Below are 22,119 nucleotides of genomic sequence, written 5' to 3'. Positions count from 1 at the left end.
ACTTCCGGAGAGGTTTCGGGAAGTATATTTCTATACATATTTTATTTTAATTAAAAGAAGTTATGAATAACTGGAAAAAAGTATTCGCTATTATATGGACCGGGCAGTTCTTCTCTATCCTGACCAGTTCGATCGTCAATTTTGCAATCATCTTATGGCTTAGTTTCGAAACTAAATCGGCTGAAGTACTCGCTTTTGCAGCCATTGCCGCCATGCTTCCGCAGTCGGTACTCGGGTTATTTGCAGGTATATTTGTCGACCGCTGGAAGAGGAAGCGGGTCATGATCATGGCGGATAGCTTCATTGCTTTCTGTACGCTGATCCTTGCCTTCCTGTTCTATCTGGATGTGGCGAAGCTCGGACATGTGTATATCCTACTGGCTTTGCGTTCGGTTGGATCGGCATTTCATATGCCGGCGATGCAGGCTTCCGTACCTTTACTGGCTCCTAAATCGGAACTGATCCGTATAGCCGGGATCAATCAGATCATTCAGTCGGCCTGTAATATTGCCGGTCCTGCTCTGGCTGCACTTTTTATTTCCTTTATGGAGATGACGAATATATTGCTGTTGGATGTGATCGGGGCGGCATTGGCTTGTACTTCGCTTCTGTTTGTAAAGATTCCCGATCCGGAGAATGAAGAGAGAAGTCAAAAGGTACAATTATTGAAGGAAGCCAAAGAAGCCTATACGGAGGTGCGTGCGCAGAATGGATTGTCGTGGTTGTTTGTCCTGTCTATCCTGGCTACTTTCTTTATTATGCCGGTCGGTGTGTTGTTCCCTTTGATGACACTGAATCACTATTCGGGGAATGCTTATCAGATCAGTCTGGTAGAAGCGGCCTGGGGAATCGGCGCCTTGTTAGGCGGTGCTTTTCTGGGGATCAAGAAGTTTAGGTTGAATGAGATATCACTGATCAACTGGATGTATATTTTGTTAGGGATCACATTCCTGTTATCCGGAGTATTACCTGTTTCGGGTTATCCTTTGTTTGTCGGGTTGACGGCGGTCGGTGGGATATCCGGTTCTCTTTATATGGCATCTTTCACTACAGTGATGCAGACACGCATCAATCCGGTAGTAATGGGGCGGGTGTTCTCATTTTATATGAGTGTCAGTTTGCTTCCTTCAATGATAGGATTGCTGAGTACCGGTTTCCTGGCGGATAATATCGGGATCGGGAATACATTTATAATAGGGGGAGTGTTGGTTGGAATGATTGGACTGGTTTCATTCTTTGTACCATCGATAAGAGAGTTGCGTGAGAGCTTTTGTAAATAAACTTCCCACAAACTATTGTGTATCTCCTTATATTTTATACCTTTAGTCCTTACTTAGTAATATCATCCTGTACACCCTGGCTGACTATCCTGTACACCTTGCCAAGCCACCCTGTACACCCTATTCAATTATCCTGTACAGGGTAGTATTACTAACTAGTGACTAAAGAGATAAAAGGTAGTAACCTTTGACATAACTAGTAGTAATATTAAATCTAAAAGAAAGGGAACCGCATGGCTGTAAGGTACAAACTCACGAAAATCAATGACAATATCACCGACAAAGAGCAGGTGAAGTACTCAGTAACCACCGTAAGTTACGGTAATGTAAATCTCGATGCTTTGGCCAATCAGATGGCCGATATGAGCACCTTCAACTACGGAGAGGTGAAAGGGATGATCGAAAACCTGACCCGTATGATCGCATTTCATCTGAAAGATGGTTACACCGTTACGATAGACGGTTTGGGCACGTTCAGTATCACCGCCCAACCGAACCGGGAGGTGGAAGTTCCTTCCAAGGTACGTGCCGAGTCCATCAAATTGAAAAGTATCAGCTTTAAACCCAGTCCGAAACTAAAAGAAAAGCTGAGCGATATAGAGTTTACGAAGCTGAAATAATCGTTTATACATAAAGTTTTGGGAAAGTATTTGTTATTTGTCATATTTTCCTGTAATTGTATGTACTTGAGTAGGATATACTATTGCAAACGCCTTGTTTGTTTGCAATGGCATTTGTCATCTGTCATATGGAATTGTTGAACTTATAGGGCTAAGAATGAAAATTACACAAATAAAGGGCGATGGTAAGTCGTTGAAAAATATAGAATTATCAGCAGTTATGGCTGCAATAGAGACCGGTGAACAAAGCCGGGAAGTAAATAACCTGCGGGAGTTATTATCTTCTTCGATGCCTTGCGACAGGAATATACATGCAGGTAAAATTCCGGTATTATTGTTTGCCGCGGTATTTCGGGGAAAACAAAATAATTTGGAGTTTCGGGCTTATAACGGATTGATCCTGGTGGAAGTCGACCGCTTGGCTGATCGGCAGGAGGTCTTGAAAATAAAAACATTGGCCTCGCAGGCTCCGCAAACGCTGGCTGCTTTTGCCGGTTCAAGCGGAAAGAGCGTAAAAATTCTGGTACCTTTCGTTTTGCCGGACGGCTCACTGCCGCAGACGAAAGAACTGGCTGAATATTTTCATGCGGCAGCTTATCGGCGTGCAGTGAATTATTACCAGGCTCAGTTGAATCGGGATATAGAACAGAAAAAGCCGGTACTGGATCAGGGTTGCCGGCATTCGTATGATCCGGAGCTGTATTATAATCCTCAGGCTATCCCACTTACACAGGAACAACCTTTACAAATGCCGGCGGAAGCGACTTACCGGGAAGTGGTCGGGGAATATGAAGATCCTTTGCTGCGTATGATGCCCGGTTACGACCGTAGTCGTATCATTTCCCGTTTTTATAATGCCTGTATGCAGGACGCTTTGGATAAAACCGGAGGACTGGATGAGGGAAAAGAGCTCAGACCTTTTCTTGTCAGGTTGGCTGAAAACTGTTTTCATTCCGGTATTCCCGAAGAAGATGTCGTACGCTGGACAATGGTTTATCAGTATTTGTCTATTTTTGAAGAAGAGGTAAGGGATATGATTCATACGACTTATCAGTTGTCGAAGAACTTCGGAAAGAAACCGGCTGTTGCTCCCGAGCAATTATTGTCTGTGAAAACGAATGAGTTTATGAAGCGGCGTTACGAGTTTCGACGGAATATGCTGTCCGGCGAAGTGGAGTTTCGGGCAAGAGGTTCCTTTTATATTCATTTTGCCCCGGTTACCGAAACGGTATTGAACAGTATCGGGCTTAACGCGCAAGCGGAAGGGCTGGCTTTATGGGATAGGGATGTGAAACGTTATATCTACTCAGACCGGATTCCGGTTTTCCATCCGCTGGAAGATTTTCTGGATTATCTGCCGGCCTGGGATGGTAAAGATCACATCCGGGCATTGGCAGATACGTTGCCGACGGATAATCCGGCGTGGCGTAATCTGTTTTATATCTGGTTTTTGAGTATGGTGGCACATTGGCGTCGGCGCGATCATTTGCATGCTAATAGTTCGTTGCCTTTGCTGGTCGGTCCACAGGGATGCGGCAAATCGACGTGGTGCCGGAATTTGTTGCCGCCGACTTTGCGTATGTATTATACGGACAGTATCGATTTTGGAAATAAACGTGATGCAGAGTTATTGCTTACCCGCTTTGCACTGATAAACATTGATGAGTTCGACTCGGTCAGTTCCGGTTATCAGAGTTTTCTGAAGCATGTGCTTCAGAAGCCGGTAGTGAATGCCCGGCAGCCTTATAAGCGAAGTGTTCAGGCTTTACATCGTTATGCCTCTTTTATAGCGACCTGCAATAATTATGATTTGTTGACCGATCCGACCGGAAGCCGGCGTTTTATCTGTATCGACATAACGGGGACGATCGACAATACCGCTTCAATTAATTACGAGCAGCTTTATGCACAGGCTTCTGCTGCTTTGGCGGCTGGCGAACGTTATTGGTTTACTTCGGAAGAGGAGTTTTCAACGACAAAAAGCAACGAGGCTTTTCAGCAACTTCCGGTAGAAGAGCAGTTATTCCTACAGTATTTTCGTGCGGCACATCCCGACGAGGTCTGTGAAAGTCTTTCTGCAATTGAAATTCTTCAATATTTGCAGGCTAAAAGTGGAGTGAAGTTGGGAAACAAGCGGTTGACTTACTTCGGTCGTTTGCTCCAGAAAAACAAAATACCTTCGCGGCGTACTATGAAAGGAACGTGTTATTCAGTTGTAAAGAATGAATGATGTATGACAGATGACAAACGGCATTGCAAACGAATAAGGTGTTTGCAATGCTGTAAATTATTGTAACATAGCTTTGTATGGTTTAGTATTGCAAATAACAAATAAAAGAATAAAACTTTGTGTATGAAAGAAGTTGGAGATGAAAATGTCTTTATAGCCCATGTCCGGAAGGATGAAGAATCTTTCAAAATTCAAACATTGCAGGAGCATTTGACAGGGACATCCGTATTAAGTGAATCTTTTGCATCCGTATTTGGAGCTTCCGGCTGGGGTAAACAGGCCGGGGTATGGCACGATTTGGGAAAGTATACCGCAGATGAATTTCAGCCGTATATTCGTAATGCCTCCGGGATGACCGGAGAGAGTAAGAAGCCAATGAATAAGCCGGATCATTCGACAGCGGGAGCTATTTGGGCGAAGATGAGATTGCCACATTGTTATCCTCCGTTGTCCTATTGTATTGCCGGACATCACTCTGGTTTACTGGATTGGGTTTCGGACGGAGATGCGAATATGAGCCGGCGTTATCAAAAGGAGTCGTGCTGCGAGGAGATGCGAAAGGATGCTCCGGTGGAAGTACTGGAAGAATTGCTACCTCTGGAAGCTCCGGCATTGAGTGATCCGGAAAAGGAGTTTCATCTGTGGATACGTATGTTGTTTTCTTGTTTGGTAGATGCCGATTATTTGGATACGGAGCAGTTTATGATGCCTGACCAGGCAGGGCGTAGAGGGAAGTACGATAGTTTGCAAGAGCTGAAAATTCGTTTTGATAAACACATGGAAGAGTTGTCGGTGAAGGCTCCCTCTTCTTTTATCAATGAAAAGAGAGCTTCTATTTTGTCCCGTTGTCGGGAGAAGGCAAAAGATCTCCCCGGCTTTTTCAGTCTGACGGTGCCCACGGGTGGAGGAAAGACGTTGGCTTCGATGGCCTGGGCTTTAGATCATGCGGTTCGTTATAAAAAGGATCGGATTATAGTCGTTATCCCTTACACCAGCATTATTGTGCAAACGGCAGCTGTATTACGCAAAATCTTCGGAGAAGAAAATGTGGTGGAGCATCATAGTAATTTGCAGGTGGATAGGCTGGATGAACGGTCGGCTTCTTTGCTGGCAACGGAAAACTGGGATGCTCCTATTGTTGTAACCACCAATGTACAGTTCTTCGAGTCATTGTATGCCTGTAGAAGTTCGAGATGCCGGAAACTTCATAATATCTGTAATTCTATTGTTATTTTGGATGAGGCACAGATGTTGCCGGTCGAATTTCTGCGACCGGTGTTGGAGGTTTTACAAGGTTTGCAATCTGTTTTCAAGGTGAGTGTTCTGTTTACTACCGCTACGTTGCCCGTATTCAGCGGTCGTATCGGTACGGGGCAAGAGGCTTTTAACGGATTGAAGAGTCCGGTTGAGGAAATAACTTCTGCCCATGAAAATCTGTTCGAAGCTTTTAAGCGTGTGGAATTACACTGGCCGGAGTCGACAACGACTTTCGATGATCTGGCCGACGAACTGACCGGCTACGAATGTGTGCTCTGTATCGTTAATACCCGTAAGGAGGCTCGGGAGCTTTATCAAAGGATGCCAAAAGGAACTTTACACTTGTCCCGTATGATGTGTTCCGCACATATAATGAAGGTGATCAAATTGATAAAAGAAAAGCTGAAGAACAATGAGCCGGTTCGGGTGATTAGCACGCAACTGGTGGAAGCCGGTGTAGATATTGATTTTCCTGTGGTATACCGGGCTTTTGCCGGATTGGATTCTGTCATACAGGCGGCAGGCCGGTGTAATCGGGAAGGTAAACTGAATCATACGGGTCAATTAGGTCAGGTTTTTGTCTTTAATTTAGAGAATACTCTTTTACGTGGTCTGATGGGGAAGGGAGCTACTGCCTTGAGAGAATTGCTTCGGGTGTCTGATCGTACGGATTTGTTTGATCCGGCTGTTATGGCTCGTTATTTTACGCTCTTTTATGGTGGTTGTAATACCTTTGATAAAGCAGATATAAAAGGTTTGTTATATAAAGGTTTTGCAGAAATGAACTTTATGTTTGCAACTGCTGCCGAGAAGTTCTGCCTGATTGATGATAAGAACTCTGTTTCCATCCTGGTCAATTATGGTGATGGCGCAGATCTTATTAGGGAGTTGAAAGAAAAAGGTCCGGAGTTTTGGCTATTACGCAAGTTACAGCAATATAGTGTCTCTGTGAAAAAGTGGGACTTTGAAGAGCTGGCACGGAGTGGCAAAGTTATCGAGTATTCGGGCGTTTTCATTCTGGAGGATCCGAGTAGCTATGATCCGCAGGCAGGACTGGTGTTGGATGGGGCTTGGGCGGAAGAGCTGTTGCTGATAGAATAAAGAAAGGACTGGATTTGTTTCTTTGTGAGGTGTTTTGTCATACTCTACGAAGTATGTGGATTGAAACATGGTAATAACCTTAAATAGGTAAATGAATTAAGTCGTACCTATATAAGTTACGACATAAAAGCGATACTCTCTCTTCCCTATTGTAGTTTCAATCCATGTACCCGTAAAAGATACGACTCATGAGTGATAAAAAAGACTTAAGTATTTACATTGTTTCAACCCACGTACCTACATAAGGTACGACCTAAGCCGCTTTTTTAATCTTTTTGCTGTGATAGGTTTCAATCCACGTACCTACATAAGGTACGACTTACTGCCGAGTAAGTGTGCAAACTCTGATGCCCAGTTTCAATCCACGTACCTACATAAGGTACGACTTCCCGCCACGACCCGGATCATCTGTTCACGATCGTTTCAATCCACGTACCTACATAAGGTACGACCATCAGCGTCGCAAGGCATTGATCGCTTTACGAGTTTCAATCCACGTACCTACATAAGGTACGACTCCATAATAAATAACACAAACATTTACAGCATATTAGATATGCTGTTATGCGAAACTTTATTTACTGTCTTATTTCTTTATGGTGGAACGAAAGGTAAAGCATATAATATGCTGAAAATCAGAAATAGCGAACATCCTTGTATATCCGTTACCACTTCAGGTTCGCAGAGACTTAAATTATTAACTCATCCTCTACATTATAAGACGTGACAACTCCGATATACTCGACTCTTTTAGAGTAATTATTACCCAGGAAATAGAAACGGATACTATCTTTATTACTATCTATAATATCTAATAGTTTCAATCTTAATTCAGTGAACTGAGTAGGAGACACAGAACATTCAAAAACGGAGTTTTGAACACGTTGCCCGTAATTCATGCACTGTCGTGCTACTTGTCGTAACCGGCGTTGTCCCTGAGGAGTCATTGTTTCTACATCATATGTGACCAGAACATACATACTGCTATTTTATTAAAAAGACAGGATAATTATCTAAATCATTTCTCAGGAATCGGGCTAATAACATTGCCTGGATATATGGAATCAGTCCTATGGGAACAGATTCATTCAAATATGGATGAATAATAGTTTCCTTCTTTCTTTTTTGCCAGGCAGATAAAACCTCTTTCCTGACATCATCATTCATAACAATTCCATTATCTCCATGTTCGATAAAACCTTTGCCTGAAATTTGTTTGCGATTAATCAATGACAAAACCAACCTGTCTGCCATATAAGCTCGCAGCTCCTCCATCATATCTAACGCTAACCCAGCCCTACCCGGACGATCTGTATGCAGAAAACCAACATACGGATCAAGTCCAACAGACTCTAATGCAGATTGGATCTCATGATTTAATAATGTATACACAAACGATAACAATGCATTTACTTTATCTTTTGGCGGTCTCCGGTTTCTTCCGCTAAAAGGAAAATCTTCATGCTGAGCAATAATCATCTGACTAAAGACAGAGAAATAGGTTGTTGCTGCTTCTCCTTCTATTCCTCTGAGGCTATCGGATGAATCTGCTGTTAATGCTTGATTTTTCGATCTTTTCAATTTTTCAGAAGCTGATAGAAATACAGAAAGTTGTTCATCAGAAGATATATGATCCCTCTTGAATCGCTCTATTACAGCTCTTGAGTTCGCTATCTTCCCGGCTATACAGATACGACTGATCTCCAACGATTTGTTTGCATCATCTGCTATTCTGTACTGCGTTCTTCTTAAAAGCACATTCCCTTTTACCGGTCCCGAAAGCCGTCCCTGAAATTGCCCGTTAGCACTTAAGAAACATAATCCTACGTTTCTCTCGGCGCACATCTTCATCAAAGCCGGAGATGCTCCCATATATCCAAACGAAACGATACCTTCTATATTCAATACCGGAATACGGAAAATATCCTTCTCTTTTACTCTGATTACAACGTTTTCCCCATCTTTGGTAAGATAGGCTTCCGGAGTTGTTACATACAACGTATTCAACAATTTTCTCATACTCTATTCGTATAATTGGGTAAGGTAAGAATTCACTTTTGGTGTTTTGGTCAGCACTTTAGGCATGCATACATCATTCAGGGAACAAGACTTGCAGTGTGCTTTGTATATAGCAGGCGGAAGAAGTTTCTGTTCATATAACTGATGCATTCTCGTGCACTTTTCTTCAACTAAAGTCCGTAACTCTTTTGTTAGCAGAACCTCTTCCCGATGGCGGGTTTCACCATAATATAAAAAGCCTTTTTCAATACAAATGTCATACATTTCTTCCAGGCAGATGGCTTGAGCACATAGCTGGACTTCGTCAATCTGATCTTTCTTTGGTTTTCCCCGTTTATATTCTACCGGAATTAATCGCCATAATCCCGGATATTTAGGATGCCGTATTGCGTTTTCTTCGGAAGATGACGCAACCATTTCTACAACGTCAGATATTCCATAAAGTCCCAGTCTTCTGGAAACAAGAGTTACGGATCTTAATGTTACGACCTCTTTATTGCGGTTCATTAACAGGGGATCATCTACCTTTTGATGCATCCAGTTACCTTCAACAGTGAGCTTGTTTTCAGCCCACTGTTGTTCTATATGTATAAGTGCCCATTGACGCTCGCAAAATGTAATATGTTGAATACCGGAAAGCATCAACAGATCCTCATCTCCGTATTCTATCATATCATATCTAAAAGTTCTACTCCTTCGGGAAGTTTATCCTTATCGATAGTCACTACATAATCATTGAACGAGCGGGGAGGAACCGCTTCATTTTTCAACTTTACATCAATCAGATTAAACAACGTATGAGCAGAAGCATTTCCTAGTGCTGAACTATGTTTGAATACGATCAATTTACGGGCATTCATCATACCTCTTGCAGCCGAATGATCATGATCGAACATATTCTTTAATGACTCCCAGAATAAATTCAGATCATCTTCATTAAATCCGGTCTGGGTCGCCAAATGTGCAGAGATGAATCCGTTAGCTTTATATAATCCATAGGGTACTGTATATTTTCGTCCCATGGTACGGTTGTCACCGCTTTGTTTTTTAGCCTCGTCTTCAGTCGCTACTGCCATGCGGGTAATACTATGCTCTGCTGTCACAATAGGATCAATAGAACGAGCAAAAGTAAATTGGATTGGACCGCGAACCTGTCCTGCATTCTCTCCGGTACTCAATACTGCACCGAATGTCCTGATATCATAGAAATTCCGGCACATCCATTGACGGGCTGCCTCTGTCTTATCTCCTTTTTCTTTCGCTTTTACATCTTCCTGCTTATGAGCTTCTGCTATCTGGTTATTCAAAATAGCTTTTTCCTTAATGAAAATATCATAAGGTTTTTCACAGTCTTTTACTATCTGAATGAAGTTTCTGACTTTTCGCTTCAAACAAACATCTGATACCAGACCTTCACCGGTTTCGGAGTCTACTCTGGGTAAGTTACCTGCGTCAGGGTCTCCGTTGGGATTACCATCTTGTACATCAAATAAATAGACGAAATCATAACGGTTTTTTATTGCTGTTTCCATATTGTATAGAATTATTATTTTTATTCTTTATCTGTTGTTTCCTTTTTTGTATATAACTCTTCTCTCTGATGATAATAGCCTATCGCAAAGCGGGATTGATCGTCTATCGACAGATATTTCGGTAAGCCGTTACTATCCAAATCAGAAATTACCCCTTGTAGTAACTTCTCGTAATAGACACATTTGCCTGTATCTAATTTTGCCAGATGATGTCTGGATAAGGAGAGTAAACGTCCAAAGACGGTTGCCGGTGTTGTCGAAGCTGCACCGTAATAGCGTTCCTTTATGGTTGAATTAGCTCCGGGGATTGCATCACTCTGAATTTTTTCGAGGATAGCAAACAAGCGGCCACATAAGTATGCCTGATTTGTATTTGTTAAATCTAATCCCATGATAATATCTTTAGGTTTATTAGTACGATTTCTATATTTTCGATTTAAATATGCTTTGAGAATAGCAGCCCTTATGGATGTTATATTCCGGTCGGCCTTTATCCGAGTGAGACATTGCATTTGCAGTGTTGCAGGATAAGGTCCGTTATCCAGAATACTTTGGGTCAAATCACTTGCCAGATTGGGTGGAAGGTTTTCCATTTTATTCTGAAAAGAAATCTGAGTAAGCAAGTTAAAGAGAGAGTAATATTCCTTTTTGCTTTTATTTCTTACTATGTCCAGGTCTTCAAAATGTTGTCTGAAATAACTTGAAAATTCCCCTACTGTCCCCTGACGCCAAAATCGCACGGAGATACGAGCTGCATTAGGGGATAGTCCCAAAATATAAAAAGGAGTTTTATCTTTTTCATCCAATACCCCGGATTCCAAAGAAGATAAAAAGCTTTTAATAACTTCTATATTCTTATCCGGATTATCTTTGGGTGGAGCCGATACAAGGAAAGCAAAACTTTGTTCCAGTTTAGTTGGTTTTTGTGACCAGAAAACAACGGATGTATCATGTAGTCGGTATTTATTGGAAGAGTCTTTTCCTAAAAGCGTATTAAGTGCTGTTGTATAGGCATCTTCTGCTTCTTTTGAAATAGGGGCATTCATTCCCTGTTCTTTGTAATAAGAATCATACCCTGATTTCTTTTGGAAACCGACCAATTTGGCTCCGCTTTTTCCTCCGGGTATAGCAATAGCACTATTTAATAAAGCAATCGGTGCTTTTTTTCCGGTAATAAGACATATCCCCTCTTCTTCATTTTCCTCCGAACTGCATTCTATTAAAGATGTTATATCCGGATTTGCTGCAACAATAGACGTATTACCGATCACTTTGAAAGATAAATTTGTTCCGTCTTTCTTTATACATTCTTCCCATAAAGGATCTGCTTTTATCCGTTCGATATTTTCTGCCATATCATAAAATCGGGATACAGCCTGAATCTCTTCATTAGAAGGGAAAAGTGTTGCTATCCGTTTCACTTCCTGTACAAACGATTTATTTTGTTTGCGGGCATCCTCTAATGCTTTAGGCATTCCTTTTTCATCGGTGTTTTTGGGTTGTGCCAAAACGTAACCGAAATGATCCCATAGAATATTTACGGTTTGCCAACTACCGCTACCTGAACGTCCTTTGCTCTTAACGACTAAATATTTCTTAGCGCGTTTTTGTTTTGCTGAACCTTCTGTTGTATCCTGTAATTCCACAAATGTTCCATCTTTATCAATCAGGATAAGATAGGGGATTTCTTTCCATTCCAGCCCTCTAGGGGCAATAGTACTATCCGGATCAGCCGCTTTACGTTGATAATAATCATATAATGCTTGTAAAATCATCGGCGTACCTCCTCACTGTTTATTGCAGGAACCTCTAAAACTCCTTGTTTCAAAATAGCACGAAAGAACATTGGTTTGGGATTCTTTTCATTTGTGAAATCCATATCATATAACATATATCCTAAATCGCGATCTTCCTGTATACCATTCCCTTTTATCGGATTATCTATATATGTGAAGTTAGCGGAAAATTCTCTACAGCCTAAATAGGGTTGATTGAAGCATTGTCCTTTTTTAGCTCGGCGTTCAAACATGGCGTTATACTTACCTGGGTTTTCATCGGCTTGCACTGATGTGTTTTTGTCTTTTTCTTCTGCATTCCTTTTTCTTGGTGGAATAAATTCTAGCTCTGCATATATCCTATAGTGAACATCTTTCAATAACAAACTGGACTTTTGTTGTCGGTTGTCTTCTATGAATAAGTCGGAAGCACGTGGACTCATCAAACTCCCTACTTCATTTCTTTTAAAAGAAATCCATTTTATTGGTTTCAAAACTTCTATCCGTGTTATATTCCATCGAATGGCAGGTTTCCAGAATATGGCTTCAAAGATAGCACGTGCAGCAGAAGGTGTAATAACATCATAACTGACTCGCTCGATCTTCATTTCAGGGCGGGTAAAACAGGCAAGCTTACCTTCAACTTCTAAACAATATTCTTTATTATGATATTCCATAATTGTCAGGTTAACTGTTGATTAATTAAAATATAGGAGTCTGTACTTAGAAAACAGAGCTTTATTAATTACCCCTATGGATACAAATCTACATTTTATTTTTTGATAAATAGCTATTCTCAGCCCTTAAATTTAAATGTGTGCTGGATTGTTTATGCACCTGTGAGGATGCGACATATCGGCTTAACCTATTCAAATTATCATCTTGGAATTTCACCCACGTACCTTAAGGTATGACGAAGGCGACGTGAACGATTCTATGGGCTGGTTTAAGTTTCAATTTACGTACCCGTAAAGGATACGACTTTGCCATGCTACACGTAGATTACAGAATGAGACTGTTTCAATCCACGTACCCGTAAAGGATACGACGATAAGGGAAATTAACCGTCAATATGGTATAGCTGTTTCAATCCACGTACCCGTAAAGGATACGACGCATCTTCCGCTGTTAATGGAGGCTTAGAATTTGTTTCAATCCACGTACCCGTAAAGGATACGACAATACTTGCACCATTCTTGTTTTAAAAGGCTTTTCGTTTCAATCCACGTACCCGTAAAGGATACGACTATGCGTCCCATGCTTATGATCCTGTTCAAATAGGTTTCAATCCACGTACCCGTAAAGGATACGACTTCGGGTTTTTAGGGATATGAGTAATAGCTTCAAGAGTTTCAATCCACGTACCCGTAAAGGATACGACTGTTAGCCCATTTTAATCTATCAATTATCATATGTTTCAATCCACGTACCCGTAAAGGATACGACTGCATGTTTACCAAAAGCTTTATTTATAACACTTTCAGCGAATGATTCTGCGAATAATGATATAAGACAATAAACAATGTCTGTCTTATTATCAATAAAAATGTAAACATCTGTATTACAGGGAGTGCGAATGTCCTATGTTTTTGTTATCACTTATGGTTCGCGTTTTATCTATAATTGAAACATTGTTGTGTAATAATGTTATATATAAAGTAATCTGTAATTTCGTCTACAAAAATAAGAATAAGCTTTTATTATATACAACACCATGAATAAAAAAATCTTCAACTAGCAAAACCTTCTATCATTTCGAATATAACGGTTCTTTTATTAGGTCTGATCGATGTTGCCATTGTGGGTATCCTAACCAGATAAAAGATTATGATCCATTATCAGTTAATCAATTATATGTGTCTGATATGGACAGAGTTATACAGTATTGTAGCAAAGAATATCTCTATTTTACAAGGTATTGCGTGTTGCGCCAGTATGACAGAAAATAGAGATCACAGAGAGATTGCAATAGCCGAACATGTAAATGATATATTGAAAGAAGAATGGTTGAATAAAGAAATGATTACAACGCTCAGTCAGGCTCGTAATCTAGTAGGTGAAGTTCGGTATCTATAATAACCATCGTCCTCATCGTTGTGTGGATATGTGTGGAGCTTGTTGAGTTTACTTCAAAACATCCAGCGGATTCTGTCGTACCGTCCATAAACTTTGATTACTTACTACCAGCACCGAGATAATAGAGACTACGATGCCTGCTAATGCAAAAATCCAGAGGTCTAAGGATGTTTTATATACAAAATTACTTAGCCATTCATTCATAAAGTATCCGGCGAACGGGCATGCAATAACAAATGAAATGAGTACCAGCCGGAGAAAGTATCTGACTATTAATGACCATATCTGAAAGTTTGTAGCTCCGTTTACTTTTCGGATTGCCATTTCTTTCTGCTTTCCCTGACAAAAATAGAAAGCTAAAGCAAAAACACCCAAAGAGGATATAAGTAGTGCGAATATGGTGAATACGATAATAATTTTGGTGTTCCTGTATTCTTTCTCATACGCCTTGTTTAAGGTATTTTCCAAGAGATAATATTCAAAAGGGAAAATGGAAGAATACTGTTTGTACACCTTTTCAAGTTCCGGTATCAAAGAGGTTAATCCGATAGAGTCAAAACGGATAAAGGCATATTCGGCCCAGTTATCAGTGTTGATCTTAGTGAAAATGACCGGCTTGGCTTCTGAATATAATGGTTCGAATTGTATATCCGGCAGGATACCTTTTATTTTGTATGTCATGGGATTCTTATTTACCATTATCTTGAGAAACTCTTCATCGGAAGAGACTTCCAGCATTTGGGATGCTTTCTTATTCAACCAACAGCTATTATCTTCCATGACAGAACTTTCAACCGCTATATTCATCAACCGGAAATAGGTGTCGTCTATTTCCATGTGTTCAAATTCGAAATTAGCTCCTTTGTAATCAAAGGTCATAGGGATAATACCAACGCCTGGCATTCCGTTGCAAAACGATACTTCCCGAACGCCTGACAATTGCTTGAGGCTTTCTTTGAGAGTTTCTGTTTTTCCTTTAAACTCACGGTTCAATGGAATATACAATGTCTCTTTGGCATCAAATCCTAAATCGAATTTTCGGATATATGCCTCTTGCTTTAACAGGATCAGCATACAGATAATTAATGTGGTGGAAACAAAGAACTGAAATGTGAGCAGTACTTTCTGGATAAGAGTAGTATTCAACTGAGCAACTTTTCCCTGGATGAGAGCGGCAGGAGAAAACCTGGTGAGTGTGAATGCAGGTACTATGCCGATAAGCAAAATGGTGATTACTGTCAGCAGTAAATAGATTCCCATGAAATCACCACTAATCAACTCTCTGATACCTATATGATATCCTGCTAAGTTATTGTAGAATGGCAAAGCAATCAAAACCAAAAGATAAGCCAGTAAGGCAGAAATAAGGCATACGACTGTCGTTTCCAGCATTGCCTGACGGATGATTCCAAAGTTTTCCGCACCGGCTATTTTTCGGATTCCTATATCTTTGGCTCTCCGCATGGATTGTGCAACAGAGAGATTAATATAGTTGATCGCAACGATCAGCAGTATAGCCAGTGCAATAGCAGACATGATAAACAAGCGGGTTTTGTTCCCTTCCCGTTCTCCGGTAGGGAAACCATATTGGGAAGGATGGAAATAGGCATCGGATAGAGGTTGGAAAGTAATACTTTTATTCAGGCCGTTTTGCAGTAGCCAGTACCAGGGCTGGGCCAGATTGAATAATTCTTCTCCTTTCCGGCTCATGTCTACACCTTCCTCCGCCAATACATATAGTCCGGGCATAAACATAGGTAAGTCGTACTGTTCCGGATAGTTCTGTCCGAAAAATTCAGTCAGCAGATCGAATGAAAAAACTGCATCCGGCTTTCTGAAATGTGTATTTTCGCCAAAGTCTTTTATTATACCGGATACTGTTACGCTCAGTCTGTCGTTGATCCGTATGGTTTTACCCAAAGGGTTGTCATTTCCGAACATGGCTTTGGAGAAGCTTTCCGATATGGCTACATCATTTTTATCTTGAAGCGCACCGGATATGAAAGGGAAAGAGAATATTGAGAAGAAAGAGGTATCGACAAAGATACAGTTTTTCGTTTTCAATATGTTCTCATCATATTTCAGTACTGTTTCCATCTCAAATATACGGGTATATGCTTTGATTCCGGCAACATGTTCTTTCACATAGTCGGCGAAAGGAGGGGAGAAGGCGCAGGTGTTGTCGCGTAGTACCCGGTAGATATTTTCCTCCTGTTCATGAAACTTATCCACACTTGATTCAGTTCTTACATAAAAGGAGAGGAGGAGGACAAAGGTAAAGGCGATAGCCAGTCCTCCAACATGAATAAACGTGATCCATTTATTGTGTAATAAGCTTCTGATAAGAACTTTCAGGTGTAACATGGTAATGGGGTTTATTTATGATTAACGATGTCTTTGCTGCTAAAATTGTGTAGGACTGTAAAATAAGGCTATTTTTGCAGGTAAAATAAAATAGAATGAATAAAAAGATACTTCAACTGGCAATTCCCTCTATTGTCTCAAATATAACCGTTCCTCTATTGGGACTGATTGATGTCGCCATTGTGGGGCACTTGGGATCGGCTTCCTATATCGGAGCGATCGCAGTGGGAGGGATGCTGTTTAATATAATCTATTGGTTGTTTGGTTTCTTGCGGATGGGGACGAGTGGGATGACTTCGCAGGCTTTTGGTAAACGTGATTTGAAAGAGGTGACCCGTGTTTTGTTGCGGGCGGTGGGAGTAGGGCTTTTTATAGCTTTATGCCTGTTACTGCTTCAGTATCCGATTCGGAAAGTCGCTTTTCTTTTGATAGATGCTACCGCTGAGGTTCGCGAGTTGGCTACGGTTTATTTTAGTATCTGTGTATGGGGAGCACCCGCTGTACTAGGGTTGTATGGTTTTGCCGGGTGGTTTATCGGCATGCAGAATTCCCGTTTCCCGATGTTTATAGCGATTACACAAAATATAGTGAATATCGTGGCGAGTCTGGCTTTTGTCTATCTGTTGGATATGAAGATCGAGGGCGTGGCATTGGGTACGCTGATTGCCCAATACGCCGGACTTTTTATGGCTTTACTGCTTTGGCTACGTTATTACGGAAGACTGAGAATCCCTTTTCACTGGCGGGAGATTTTGGGCTGGACAGCTATGCATCGTTTCTTTCAGGTAAATAGCGATATCTTTTTCCGTACGTTGTGCCTGGTAGCTGTCACAACCTTTTTCACGTCGACAGGGGCGCGGCAGGGGGATGTCGTATTGGCTGTCAATACCTTATTAATGCAGTTGTTCACCTTGTTTTCTTATATCATGGATGGCTTTGCCTATGCCGGCGAAGCGATGACAGGGCGTTATGTCGGTGCACAGAACCGGAATGGATTACAAAGGATGATCCGGCTATTATTCCGTTGGGGCTGGGGGTTATCATTATCCTTTACAATTCTGTATATGATAGGCGGTCAAGGCTTTTTGGGTTTATTGACCAACGACACGACAGTCATAGAGGCTGCCGGAACTTATTATTACTGGGTGCTGGCTATCCCATTGGCCGGTTTTGCCGCTTTTCTTTGGGATGGCATCCTGATCGGGGCTACGGCTACCCGCCTGATGCTTTATTCGATGCTGGTCGCTTCAGGTACATTCTTCGTTGTCTATTATCTGTTTTACGAAATAATGGGAAACCATGCATTATGGATGGCGTTTTTGATTTATTTATCGTTACGAGGAATTATGCAATGGATATTGTGGCATCGCCGCTCTTTTGCCTCTATCTGAATATGCTATAAGGGGGGCTTATTTGAATGGGGGGGCTTATTTGAATAGGGCAGGCCCTGTAGGGGCGGTTCGCGAACCGCCCCTACCGTCGCCCCATCCCCCCATCCCCATCATCGCCTCTATCCCCATCATAGCCCCCATCCCCCCTTTCATCTCCTATATTTATCCCTATCCCACCTCTCCGGATTCTCCAATATATAATTATATATATTCTGATATGAGTAATCATTGCGGATAATATGTTCATAATAATTGCGATGCCATAATCGTTGGCCTGGTGTGTTATTGATAAGATTAATGTTTTTGGTTGTGATTGTTTTGAATGCGCCGATGATGCGGCCGAGAGGTTTGGTGGGGCGGGAAAGGGCGGTTCGCGAACCGCCCGTACAGGGGGAGGTGATTTCGATGATGGCGTGGAAGTGGTTGGGCATGATGCAATAGATGTTGAAGCGGATGTAGGGGGATTGTTGTTCGATTTGTTGGCAGGCGGATTCGATGATTTGGCCAAATTGGTTTAATATCATTTGACCGTTGGTGATGTTGCCAAATAGGCATTGCATATTATGCGTGCATACCGTTACGAAATACAGGCCTTCTTGGGAGTAATCGTATCCTTGTAGCCGGATACTATGACGGTGGTGTAATAAAGGATTGTAATTGTTCATAGCTAATACTGTTTGGTTGTTGGGACAAATGTAGAAATAAAAAATCCGGATATCAAACGATACCCGGATTTTCTTTTTTATGAGATGGTTGTATTATGCTTGTCTGTAATACGCCAGATCTTCGCGGTTGAAGTTGTTGATGAAAGATTCGATCTTGTCAACTTCTGCCTGGCCGTAGTTGATATATACTTCGGCTGAACGGCGGTAACTGTCGTCTTTGTTGGCATCCTGAAGTAACAGGTAACCGAAGACACAATGAGCGGCAGCTTCTACCATACGGCGTGCCTGGAAGTCGATGTATTCGTTGTCTTTGGTTTCTGTAACCGCGGCAACTACTTTTTCGTACTTGTCGGTCATTGCTTTCAGCTTGTTCTTCAGACCTTCCAGTTCCGGTTTGTATTCGATGGCTTCGTATTCACGGATCTGAGCCAGGTAAGTACCTGTGGTGACGTGGCGGATCGCTGCAACCACCTGCAACTGGGTAGTACCTTCGTAGATGTTTGTGATACGGGCATCACGGTAGATACGTTCGCAGGCATAGTCTTTCATGAAACCTGAACCACCGTGGATCTGGATTGCGTCATATGCATTCTGGTTGGCATATTCGGTGGTCATACCTTTACCCATCGGGGTATATGCATCAGCCAGTTTGCTGTATTTCTTCATTTCCTGACGTTCTTCCGGAGTTAGCTTACGTTCTTTGGATATATCGTCCAACGCCTTGTAAACATCTACGAAACGAGCTGTTTCGTAAAGCATGGAACGGGAAGCGTCCGCTTTGGCACGCATCAGGGCTACCATTTCATATACAGCCGGGAATTCGATGATCGCTTTGCCGAACTGTTTACGTTCCGTTGCATAGGTATAACCTTCGCGGTAAGCCGCTTCGCTCAAACCTACTGCCTGTGCCATGATACCCAGGCGGGCACCGTTCATCAATGCCATTACATATTTGATCAAACCAAGTTTGCGGTCACCGCAAAGTTCGGCTTTAGCATTCTTGAATACCAATTCGCAAGTAGGGGATCCTTTGATACCCATCTTGTTCTCGATACGGCGAACATTCACACCACCGTTGCGTTTGTCGTAGATGAACATGGACAAACCACGACCGTCGCGTGTGCCTTCTTCGGAACGTGCCAGTACCAGGTGAATATCGGCATCACCGTTGGTAATGAAACGTTTTACGCCGTTCAGATACCAGCAATCGTCCTTTTCGCAGTAAGTAGCTTTCAGCATAACAGACTGTAGGTCGGAACCTGCATCCGGCTCTGTCAGGTCCATCGACATCGTTTCTCCGGCACAAACACGCGGGATATAACGCTGACGCTGGTCGTCGTTACCGAATTCATATAGTGTTTCCGCACAGTCCTGCAATCCCCAAAGGTTTTCAAAACCTGCATCGGCACGCGATACCATATCGGCTGCCATGATGTAAGGAACGATCGGGAAGTTCAGGCCGTCGTAACGGCGGGGCATTGCAATACCCATCAGGCCGGCTTTGCGTACGGCATCCAGGTTTTCCTGAGTACCTTTGGCATACGTCACACGTCCACCAGCAACAGACGGACCTTCATGGTCTACGCCCTCTGCATTGGGAGCGATGATCTCACCACAGATTTCACCTACAATTTCCAGTACCTTTTCGTAGCTGTCCATTGCATCCTCGAAATCCTGAGGCGCATAGTCATATTTATCCTTGTCGGCATAGCCGCGTTCTTTCAGCTCGACAATCCGCTGCATCAACGGGTGATGCAGGTGATGTTTCATGCTGGGATTATCTAAATAAAAGTTAGCCATATCTTATTTACTGTTCTGTTTGTAATACTTGATCATCTTCGGGATCACTTCTTCAACCGAACCGTTGATCACATAGTCAGCGATGGTGTTGATCGGAGCGTTCTCGTCGTTGTTGATAGAGATGATAATACCTGCGTCCTGCATACCGGCAATGTGCTGGATCTGTCCGGAAATACCGCAGGCGATATAGAGTTTCGGGCGAACGGTCAGACCGGTCTGTCCGATCTGGCGGTCGTGGTCACAGAAACCGGCGTCGACAGCAGCACGGCTGGCACCTACTTCTGCATGAAGTTCTTTAGCTAATTCGAACAGCAGGTTGAAGTTTTCTTTCGACCCTACGCCATAACCTCCGGCAACTACGATAGGAGCACCTTTCAGGTTGTGTTTCGCTTTTTCAACGTGACGGTCGATTACTTTTACTACATAATCAGCATCGGATACATATTTTGCTACGTCGTGTTTTACCACTTCGCCTTTATAATTGGCATCCAGGATCTCTTTCTTCATCACACCTTCGCGAACGGTAGCCATCTGAGGACGGTGTTCCGGGTTGATGATGGTTGCCACGATGTTACCACCGAAAGCTGGACGGATCTGATACAACAGGTTTTCATACGTGATACCTGCCCGTTTATCTTCGTGAGGACCGATCTCCAATGAAGTACAGTCTGCAGTCAGGCCGCTGGTCAGTGCAGAAGATACACGAGGACCCAGGTCACGACCGATAACGGTAGCACCCATCAGGCAGATCTGAGGTTTTTCTTCCTTGAACAGGTTGATCAGGACAGAAGAGTGGGGCAGTGAAGTGTAAGGGAACAGGCCCGGAGCATCGAACACGTGTACTTTGTCGACACCGTAAGGCAGTACCTGGCTTTCTACACCTTCGAGGCCGCTACCGGCAACAACTGCTTCCAGCTGGCAACCTAACTGATTCGCTAACTTACGACCTTTGGTCAGAAGTTCGAGACTTACATCGGCAATGGTTGTGCCTTCAATCTCACAATATACAAATACGTTATTCATAATCTTATCCGATGGTATGGTTAGCTAACAGTTCAACAATCATCTCTTCTATATCCTTATCCGCGCTGGTCAGCGTTTTGCTTTCCTTTGCCTGGAACACGATATTCTGTATAGTCTTTACCTTTGTAGGTGAACCGGACAGACCGCACTGTGTCAGATCTCCGTTTACGTCGTTCACGCTCCATTCCTGGATATTCAGGTACGGGCGTTTTTCGTAAAGATCTGCATACGGCAGTTCGCTCGGAACATCAGGATGGCAGGCAGTCGGGTGGGCTGCTTTTTCCTGTGCACCCATGGCACGTTTGTATTTCTGTACCAGTTTGGCATTGCGCGGACGGCAGGGAGCTGCCGAGCCGTTTACTGTGATGACGATAGGCAGCGGACCTTCTACGGTTTCCACACCTCCGTCGATATGACGTTTAACGGTGATACGGCGTGCTGCTTCATCCACATTCAGGATTTCTTCAGCGTAAGTGATCTGTGTCAATCCCAGCTTTTCTGCTACCTGGGGACCAACCTGTGCTGTATCTCCGTCGATAGCCTGACGGCCACCGATGATGATGTCATAATCATTAATTTTTTTGATAGCCGTAGCCAAAGCGTATGAAGTAGCCAATGTATCGGCTCCGGCAAAGGCGCGGTCGGTTAACAAAAAGCCGCCGTCTGCTCCGCGGTATAAACCTTCACGGATAATTTCGGCGGCACGTCCCGGGCCCATAGTCAGCAATGTAACAGTTGATCCGGGGTAGGCATCTTTCAGGCGTAGGGCCTGTTCCAATGCGTTCAGGTCTTCCGGGTTAAAGATGGCGGGAAGTGCGGCACGGTTTACCGTTCCGTCTTCTTTCATCGCATCCTTTCCCACGTTGCGTGTGTCCGGAACCTGCTTCGCTAAAACAATAATTCTTAAACTCATATTAAATAGGAATATTAGATTTCTATTGTCTGAAAATTATTCGGTAATTAGTAAAAAAATTACCGATTGCAAA

The 22,119-nt window shown here is 42.6% G+C and carries 16 protein-coding genes and 2 CRISPR repeat arrays; of the genes, 6 read left to right on the top strand and 10 right to left on the bottom strand.

Annotated elements, in window-relative coordinates:
* The first annotated feature begins 62 nt into the window (after nucleotides 1–62).
* The 4 genes from DXD68_RS20340 to cas3 all read left to right on the top strand — a co-directional run bounded on the left by DXD68_RS20340 (nucleotide 63) and on the right by cas3 (nucleotide 6,488).
* The gene (locus DXD68_RS20340; RefSeq protein WP_122363329.1) at nucleotides 63–1,280 is read left to right on the top strand and encodes an MFS transporter; all 1,218 of its coding nucleotides are present in this window, start codon (nucleotides 63–65) and stop codon (nucleotides 1,278–1,280) included.
* A 233-nt stretch (nucleotides 1,281–1,513) separates the two neighbouring features.
* Nucleotides 1,514–1,900 (top strand): HU family DNA-binding protein, encoded by a 387-nt coding sequence (locus DXD68_RS20335; protein ID WP_075558492.1) that lies wholly within the window; start codon nucleotides 1,514–1,516, stop codon nucleotides 1,898–1,900.
* 157 nt (nucleotides 1,901–2,057) lie between these two features.
* Nucleotides 2,058–4,130, top strand: a complete 2,073-nt coding sequence (locus tag DXD68_RS20330; RefSeq protein ID WP_122363328.1) for a BT4734/BF3469 family protein — start codon at nucleotides 2,058–2,060, stop codon at nucleotides 4,128–4,130.
* A gap of 123 nt (nucleotides 4,131–4,253) precedes the next feature.
* Nucleotides 4,254–6,488: a CRISPR-associated helicase Cas3' gene (gene cas3, locus DXD68_RS20325; protein ID WP_122363327.1), complete on the top strand. Its 2,235-nt coding sequence runs from the start codon at nucleotides 4,254–4,256 to the stop codon at nucleotides 6,486–6,488.
* Nucleotides 6,489–6,642: 154 nt separating this feature from the next.
* Nucleotides 6,643–7,005: a CRISPR direct-repeat array (repeat unit 32 nt; unit sequence GTTTCAATCCACGTACCTACATAAGGTACGAC).
* 172 nt (nucleotides 7,006–7,177) lie between these two features.
* Here cas3 and cas2 read toward each other — a convergent pair.
* The 7 genes from cas2 to DXD68_RS20285 all read right to left on the bottom strand — a co-directional run bounded on the left by cas2 (nucleotide 7,178) and on the right by DXD68_RS20285 (nucleotide 16,254).
* Entirely contained in the window at nucleotides 7,178–7,468 is a 291-nt protein-coding gene (gene cas2, locus DXD68_RS20320) for a CRISPR-associated endonuclease Cas2 (protein WP_122363326.1), read from the bottom strand.
* Nucleotides 7,469–7,472: 4 nt separating this feature from the next.
* Nucleotides 7,473–8,507 carry a type I-C CRISPR-associated endonuclease Cas1c gene (gene cas1c, locus DXD68_RS20315; protein WP_122363325.1) on the bottom strand — a complete coding sequence of 345 codons (1,035 nt, stop codon included), beginning with the start codon at nucleotides 8,505–8,507 and terminating at the stop codon, nucleotides 7,473–7,475.
* Between the two features lie 3 nt (nucleotides 8,508–8,510).
* Complete coding sequence (gene cas4, locus DXD68_RS20310) at nucleotides 8,511–9,179, bottom strand: CRISPR-associated protein Cas4 (protein WP_122363324.1); 669 nt, start codon at nucleotides 9,177–9,179, stop codon at nucleotides 8,511–8,513.
* Nucleotides 9,176–10,039: a type I-C CRISPR-associated protein Cas7/Csd2 gene (cas7c, locus tag DXD68_RS20305; protein WP_122363323.1), complete on the bottom strand. Its 864-nt coding sequence runs from the start codon at nucleotides 10,037–10,039 to the stop codon at nucleotides 9,176–9,178. The genes cas4 and cas7c overlap by 4 nt, the downstream gene beginning before the upstream one ends.
* A gap of 20 nt (nucleotides 10,040–10,059) precedes the next feature.
* Nucleotides 10,060–11,814 carry a type I-C CRISPR-associated protein Cas8c/Csd1 gene (gene cas8c, locus DXD68_RS20300; protein WP_122363322.1) on the bottom strand — a complete coding sequence of 585 codons (1,755 nt, stop codon included), beginning with the start codon at nucleotides 11,812–11,814 and terminating at the stop codon, nucleotides 10,060–10,062.
* Nucleotides 11,811–12,491 carry a type I-C CRISPR-associated protein Cas5c gene (cas5c, locus tag DXD68_RS20295; RefSeq protein WP_122363321.1) on the bottom strand — a complete coding sequence of 227 codons (681 nt, stop codon included), beginning with the start codon at nucleotides 12,489–12,491 and terminating at the stop codon, nucleotides 11,811–11,813. Before cas5c ends, cas8c begins: the two co-directional genes overlap by 4 nt.
* Before the next feature lie 273 nt (nucleotides 12,492–12,764).
* Nucleotides 12,765–13,261: a CRISPR direct-repeat array (repeat unit 33 nt; unit sequence GTTTCAATCCACGTACCCGTAAAGGATACGACT).
* A gap of 677 nt (nucleotides 13,262–13,938) precedes the next feature.
* Complete coding sequence (locus DXD68_RS20285) at nucleotides 13,939–16,254, bottom strand: ABC transporter permease (RefSeq protein ID WP_122363319.1); 2,316 nt, start codon at nucleotides 16,252–16,254, stop codon at nucleotides 13,939–13,941.
* Between the two features lie 95 nt (nucleotides 16,255–16,349).
* Here DXD68_RS20285 and DXD68_RS20280 point away from each other — a divergent pair, with 95 nt between their 5' ends.
* The gene (locus DXD68_RS20280; RefSeq protein ID WP_122363318.1) at nucleotides 16,350–17,645 is read left to right on the top strand and encodes an MATE family efflux transporter; all 1,296 of its coding nucleotides are present in this window, start codon (nucleotides 16,350–16,352) and stop codon (nucleotides 17,643–17,645) included.
* 269 nt (nucleotides 17,646–17,914) lie between these two features.
* Entirely contained in the window at nucleotides 17,915–18,163 is a 249-nt protein-coding gene (locus DXD68_RS24865) for a hypothetical protein (RefSeq protein WP_158585915.1), read from the top strand.
* Between the two features lie 240 nt (nucleotides 18,164–18,403).
* Here the strand turns inward: DXD68_RS24865 and DXD68_RS20270 are convergent, their stop codons facing one another.
* Genes DXD68_RS20270 through DXD68_RS20260 form a run of 3 tightly spaced genes read right to left on the bottom strand, consistent with a single transcriptional unit; the run spans nucleotide 18,404 to nucleotide 22,046 of the window.
* A complete protein-coding gene (locus DXD68_RS20270) occupies nucleotides 18,404–20,110 on the bottom strand; it encodes an acyl-CoA dehydrogenase family protein (RefSeq protein WP_122363316.1) in 1,707 nt (568 codons plus the stop codon).
* 3 nt (nucleotides 20,111–20,113) lie between these two features.
* Nucleotides 20,114–21,133: an electron transfer flavoprotein subunit alpha/FixB family protein gene (locus tag DXD68_RS20265; protein WP_122363315.1), complete on the bottom strand. Its 1,020-nt coding sequence runs from the start codon at nucleotides 21,131–21,133 to the stop codon at nucleotides 20,114–20,116.
* 4 nt (nucleotides 21,134–21,137) lie between these two features.
* Nucleotides 21,138–22,046 carry an electron transfer flavoprotein subunit beta/FixA family protein gene (locus DXD68_RS20260; protein ID WP_122363314.1) on the bottom strand — a complete coding sequence of 303 codons (909 nt, stop codon included), beginning with the start codon at nucleotides 22,044–22,046 and terminating at the stop codon, nucleotides 21,138–21,140.
* Nucleotides 22,047–22,119 lie beyond the last annotated feature (73 nt).

Source organism: Parabacteroides sp. TM07-1AC (assembly GCF_003480915.1).
GTDB classification, from domain to species: Bacteria; Bacteroidota; Bacteroidia; order Bacteroidales; family Tannerellaceae; genus Parabacteroides; species Parabacteroides chongii.
The sequence above is the reverse complement of the archived record's forward strand: the minus strand, read 5'-3'. Positions and strand labels throughout refer to the sequence as shown.

Excerpts from the sequence above, each read along its gene's own strand:
- DXD68_RS20340 (WP_122363329.1), top strand. The coding sequence starts at position 63 with ATGAATAACTGGAAAAAAGTATTCGCTATTATATGGACCGGGCAGTTC.
- DXD68_RS20335 (WP_075558492.1), top strand. The coding sequence starts at position 1,514 with ATGGCTGTAAGGTACAAACTCACGAAAATCAATGACAATATCACCGAC.
- DXD68_RS20330 (WP_122363328.1), top strand. The coding sequence starts at position 2,058 with ATGAAAATTACACAAATAAAGGGCGATGGTAAGTCGTTGAAAAATATA.
- cas3 (WP_122363327.1), top strand. The coding sequence starts at position 4,254 with ATGAAAGAAGTTGGAGATGAAAATGTCTTTATAGCCCATGTCCGGAAG.
- cas2 (WP_122363326.1), bottom strand. The coding sequence starts at position 7,468 with ATGTATGTTCTGGTCACATATGATGTAGAAACAATGACTCCTCAGGGA.
- cas1c (WP_122363325.1), bottom strand. The coding sequence starts at position 8,507 with ATGAGAAAATTGTTGAATACGTTGTATGTAACAACTCCGGAAGCCTAT.
- cas4 (WP_122363324.1), bottom strand. The coding sequence starts at position 9,179 with ATGATAGAATACGGAGATGAGGATCTGTTGATGCTTTCCGGTATTCAA.
- cas7c (WP_122363323.1), bottom strand. The coding sequence starts at position 10,039 with ATGGAAACAGCAATAAAAAACCGTTATGATTTCGTCTATTTATTTGAT.
- cas8c (WP_122363322.1), bottom strand. The coding sequence starts at position 11,814 with ATGATTTTACAAGCATTATATGATTATTATCAACGTAAAGCGGCTGAT.
- cas5c (WP_122363321.1), bottom strand. The coding sequence starts at position 12,491 with ATGGAATATCATAATAAAGAATATTGTTTAGAAGTTGAAGGTAAGCTT.
- DXD68_RS20285 (WP_122363319.1), bottom strand. The coding sequence starts at position 16,254 with ATGTTACACCTGAAAGTTCTTATCAGAAGCTTATTACACAATAAATGG.
- DXD68_RS20280 (WP_122363318.1), top strand. The coding sequence starts at position 16,350 with ATGAATAAAAAGATACTTCAACTGGCAATTCCCTCTATTGTCTCAAAT.
- DXD68_RS20270 (WP_122363316.1), bottom strand. The coding sequence starts at position 20,110 with ATGGCTAACTTTTATTTAGATAATCCCAGCATGAAACATCACCTGCAT.
- DXD68_RS20265 (WP_122363315.1), bottom strand. The coding sequence starts at position 21,133 with ATGAATAACGTATTTGTATATTGTGAGATTGAAGGCACAACCATTGCC.
- DXD68_RS20260 (WP_122363314.1), bottom strand. The coding sequence starts at position 22,046 with ATGAGTTTAAGAATTATTGTTTTAGCGAAGCAGGTTCCGGACACACGC.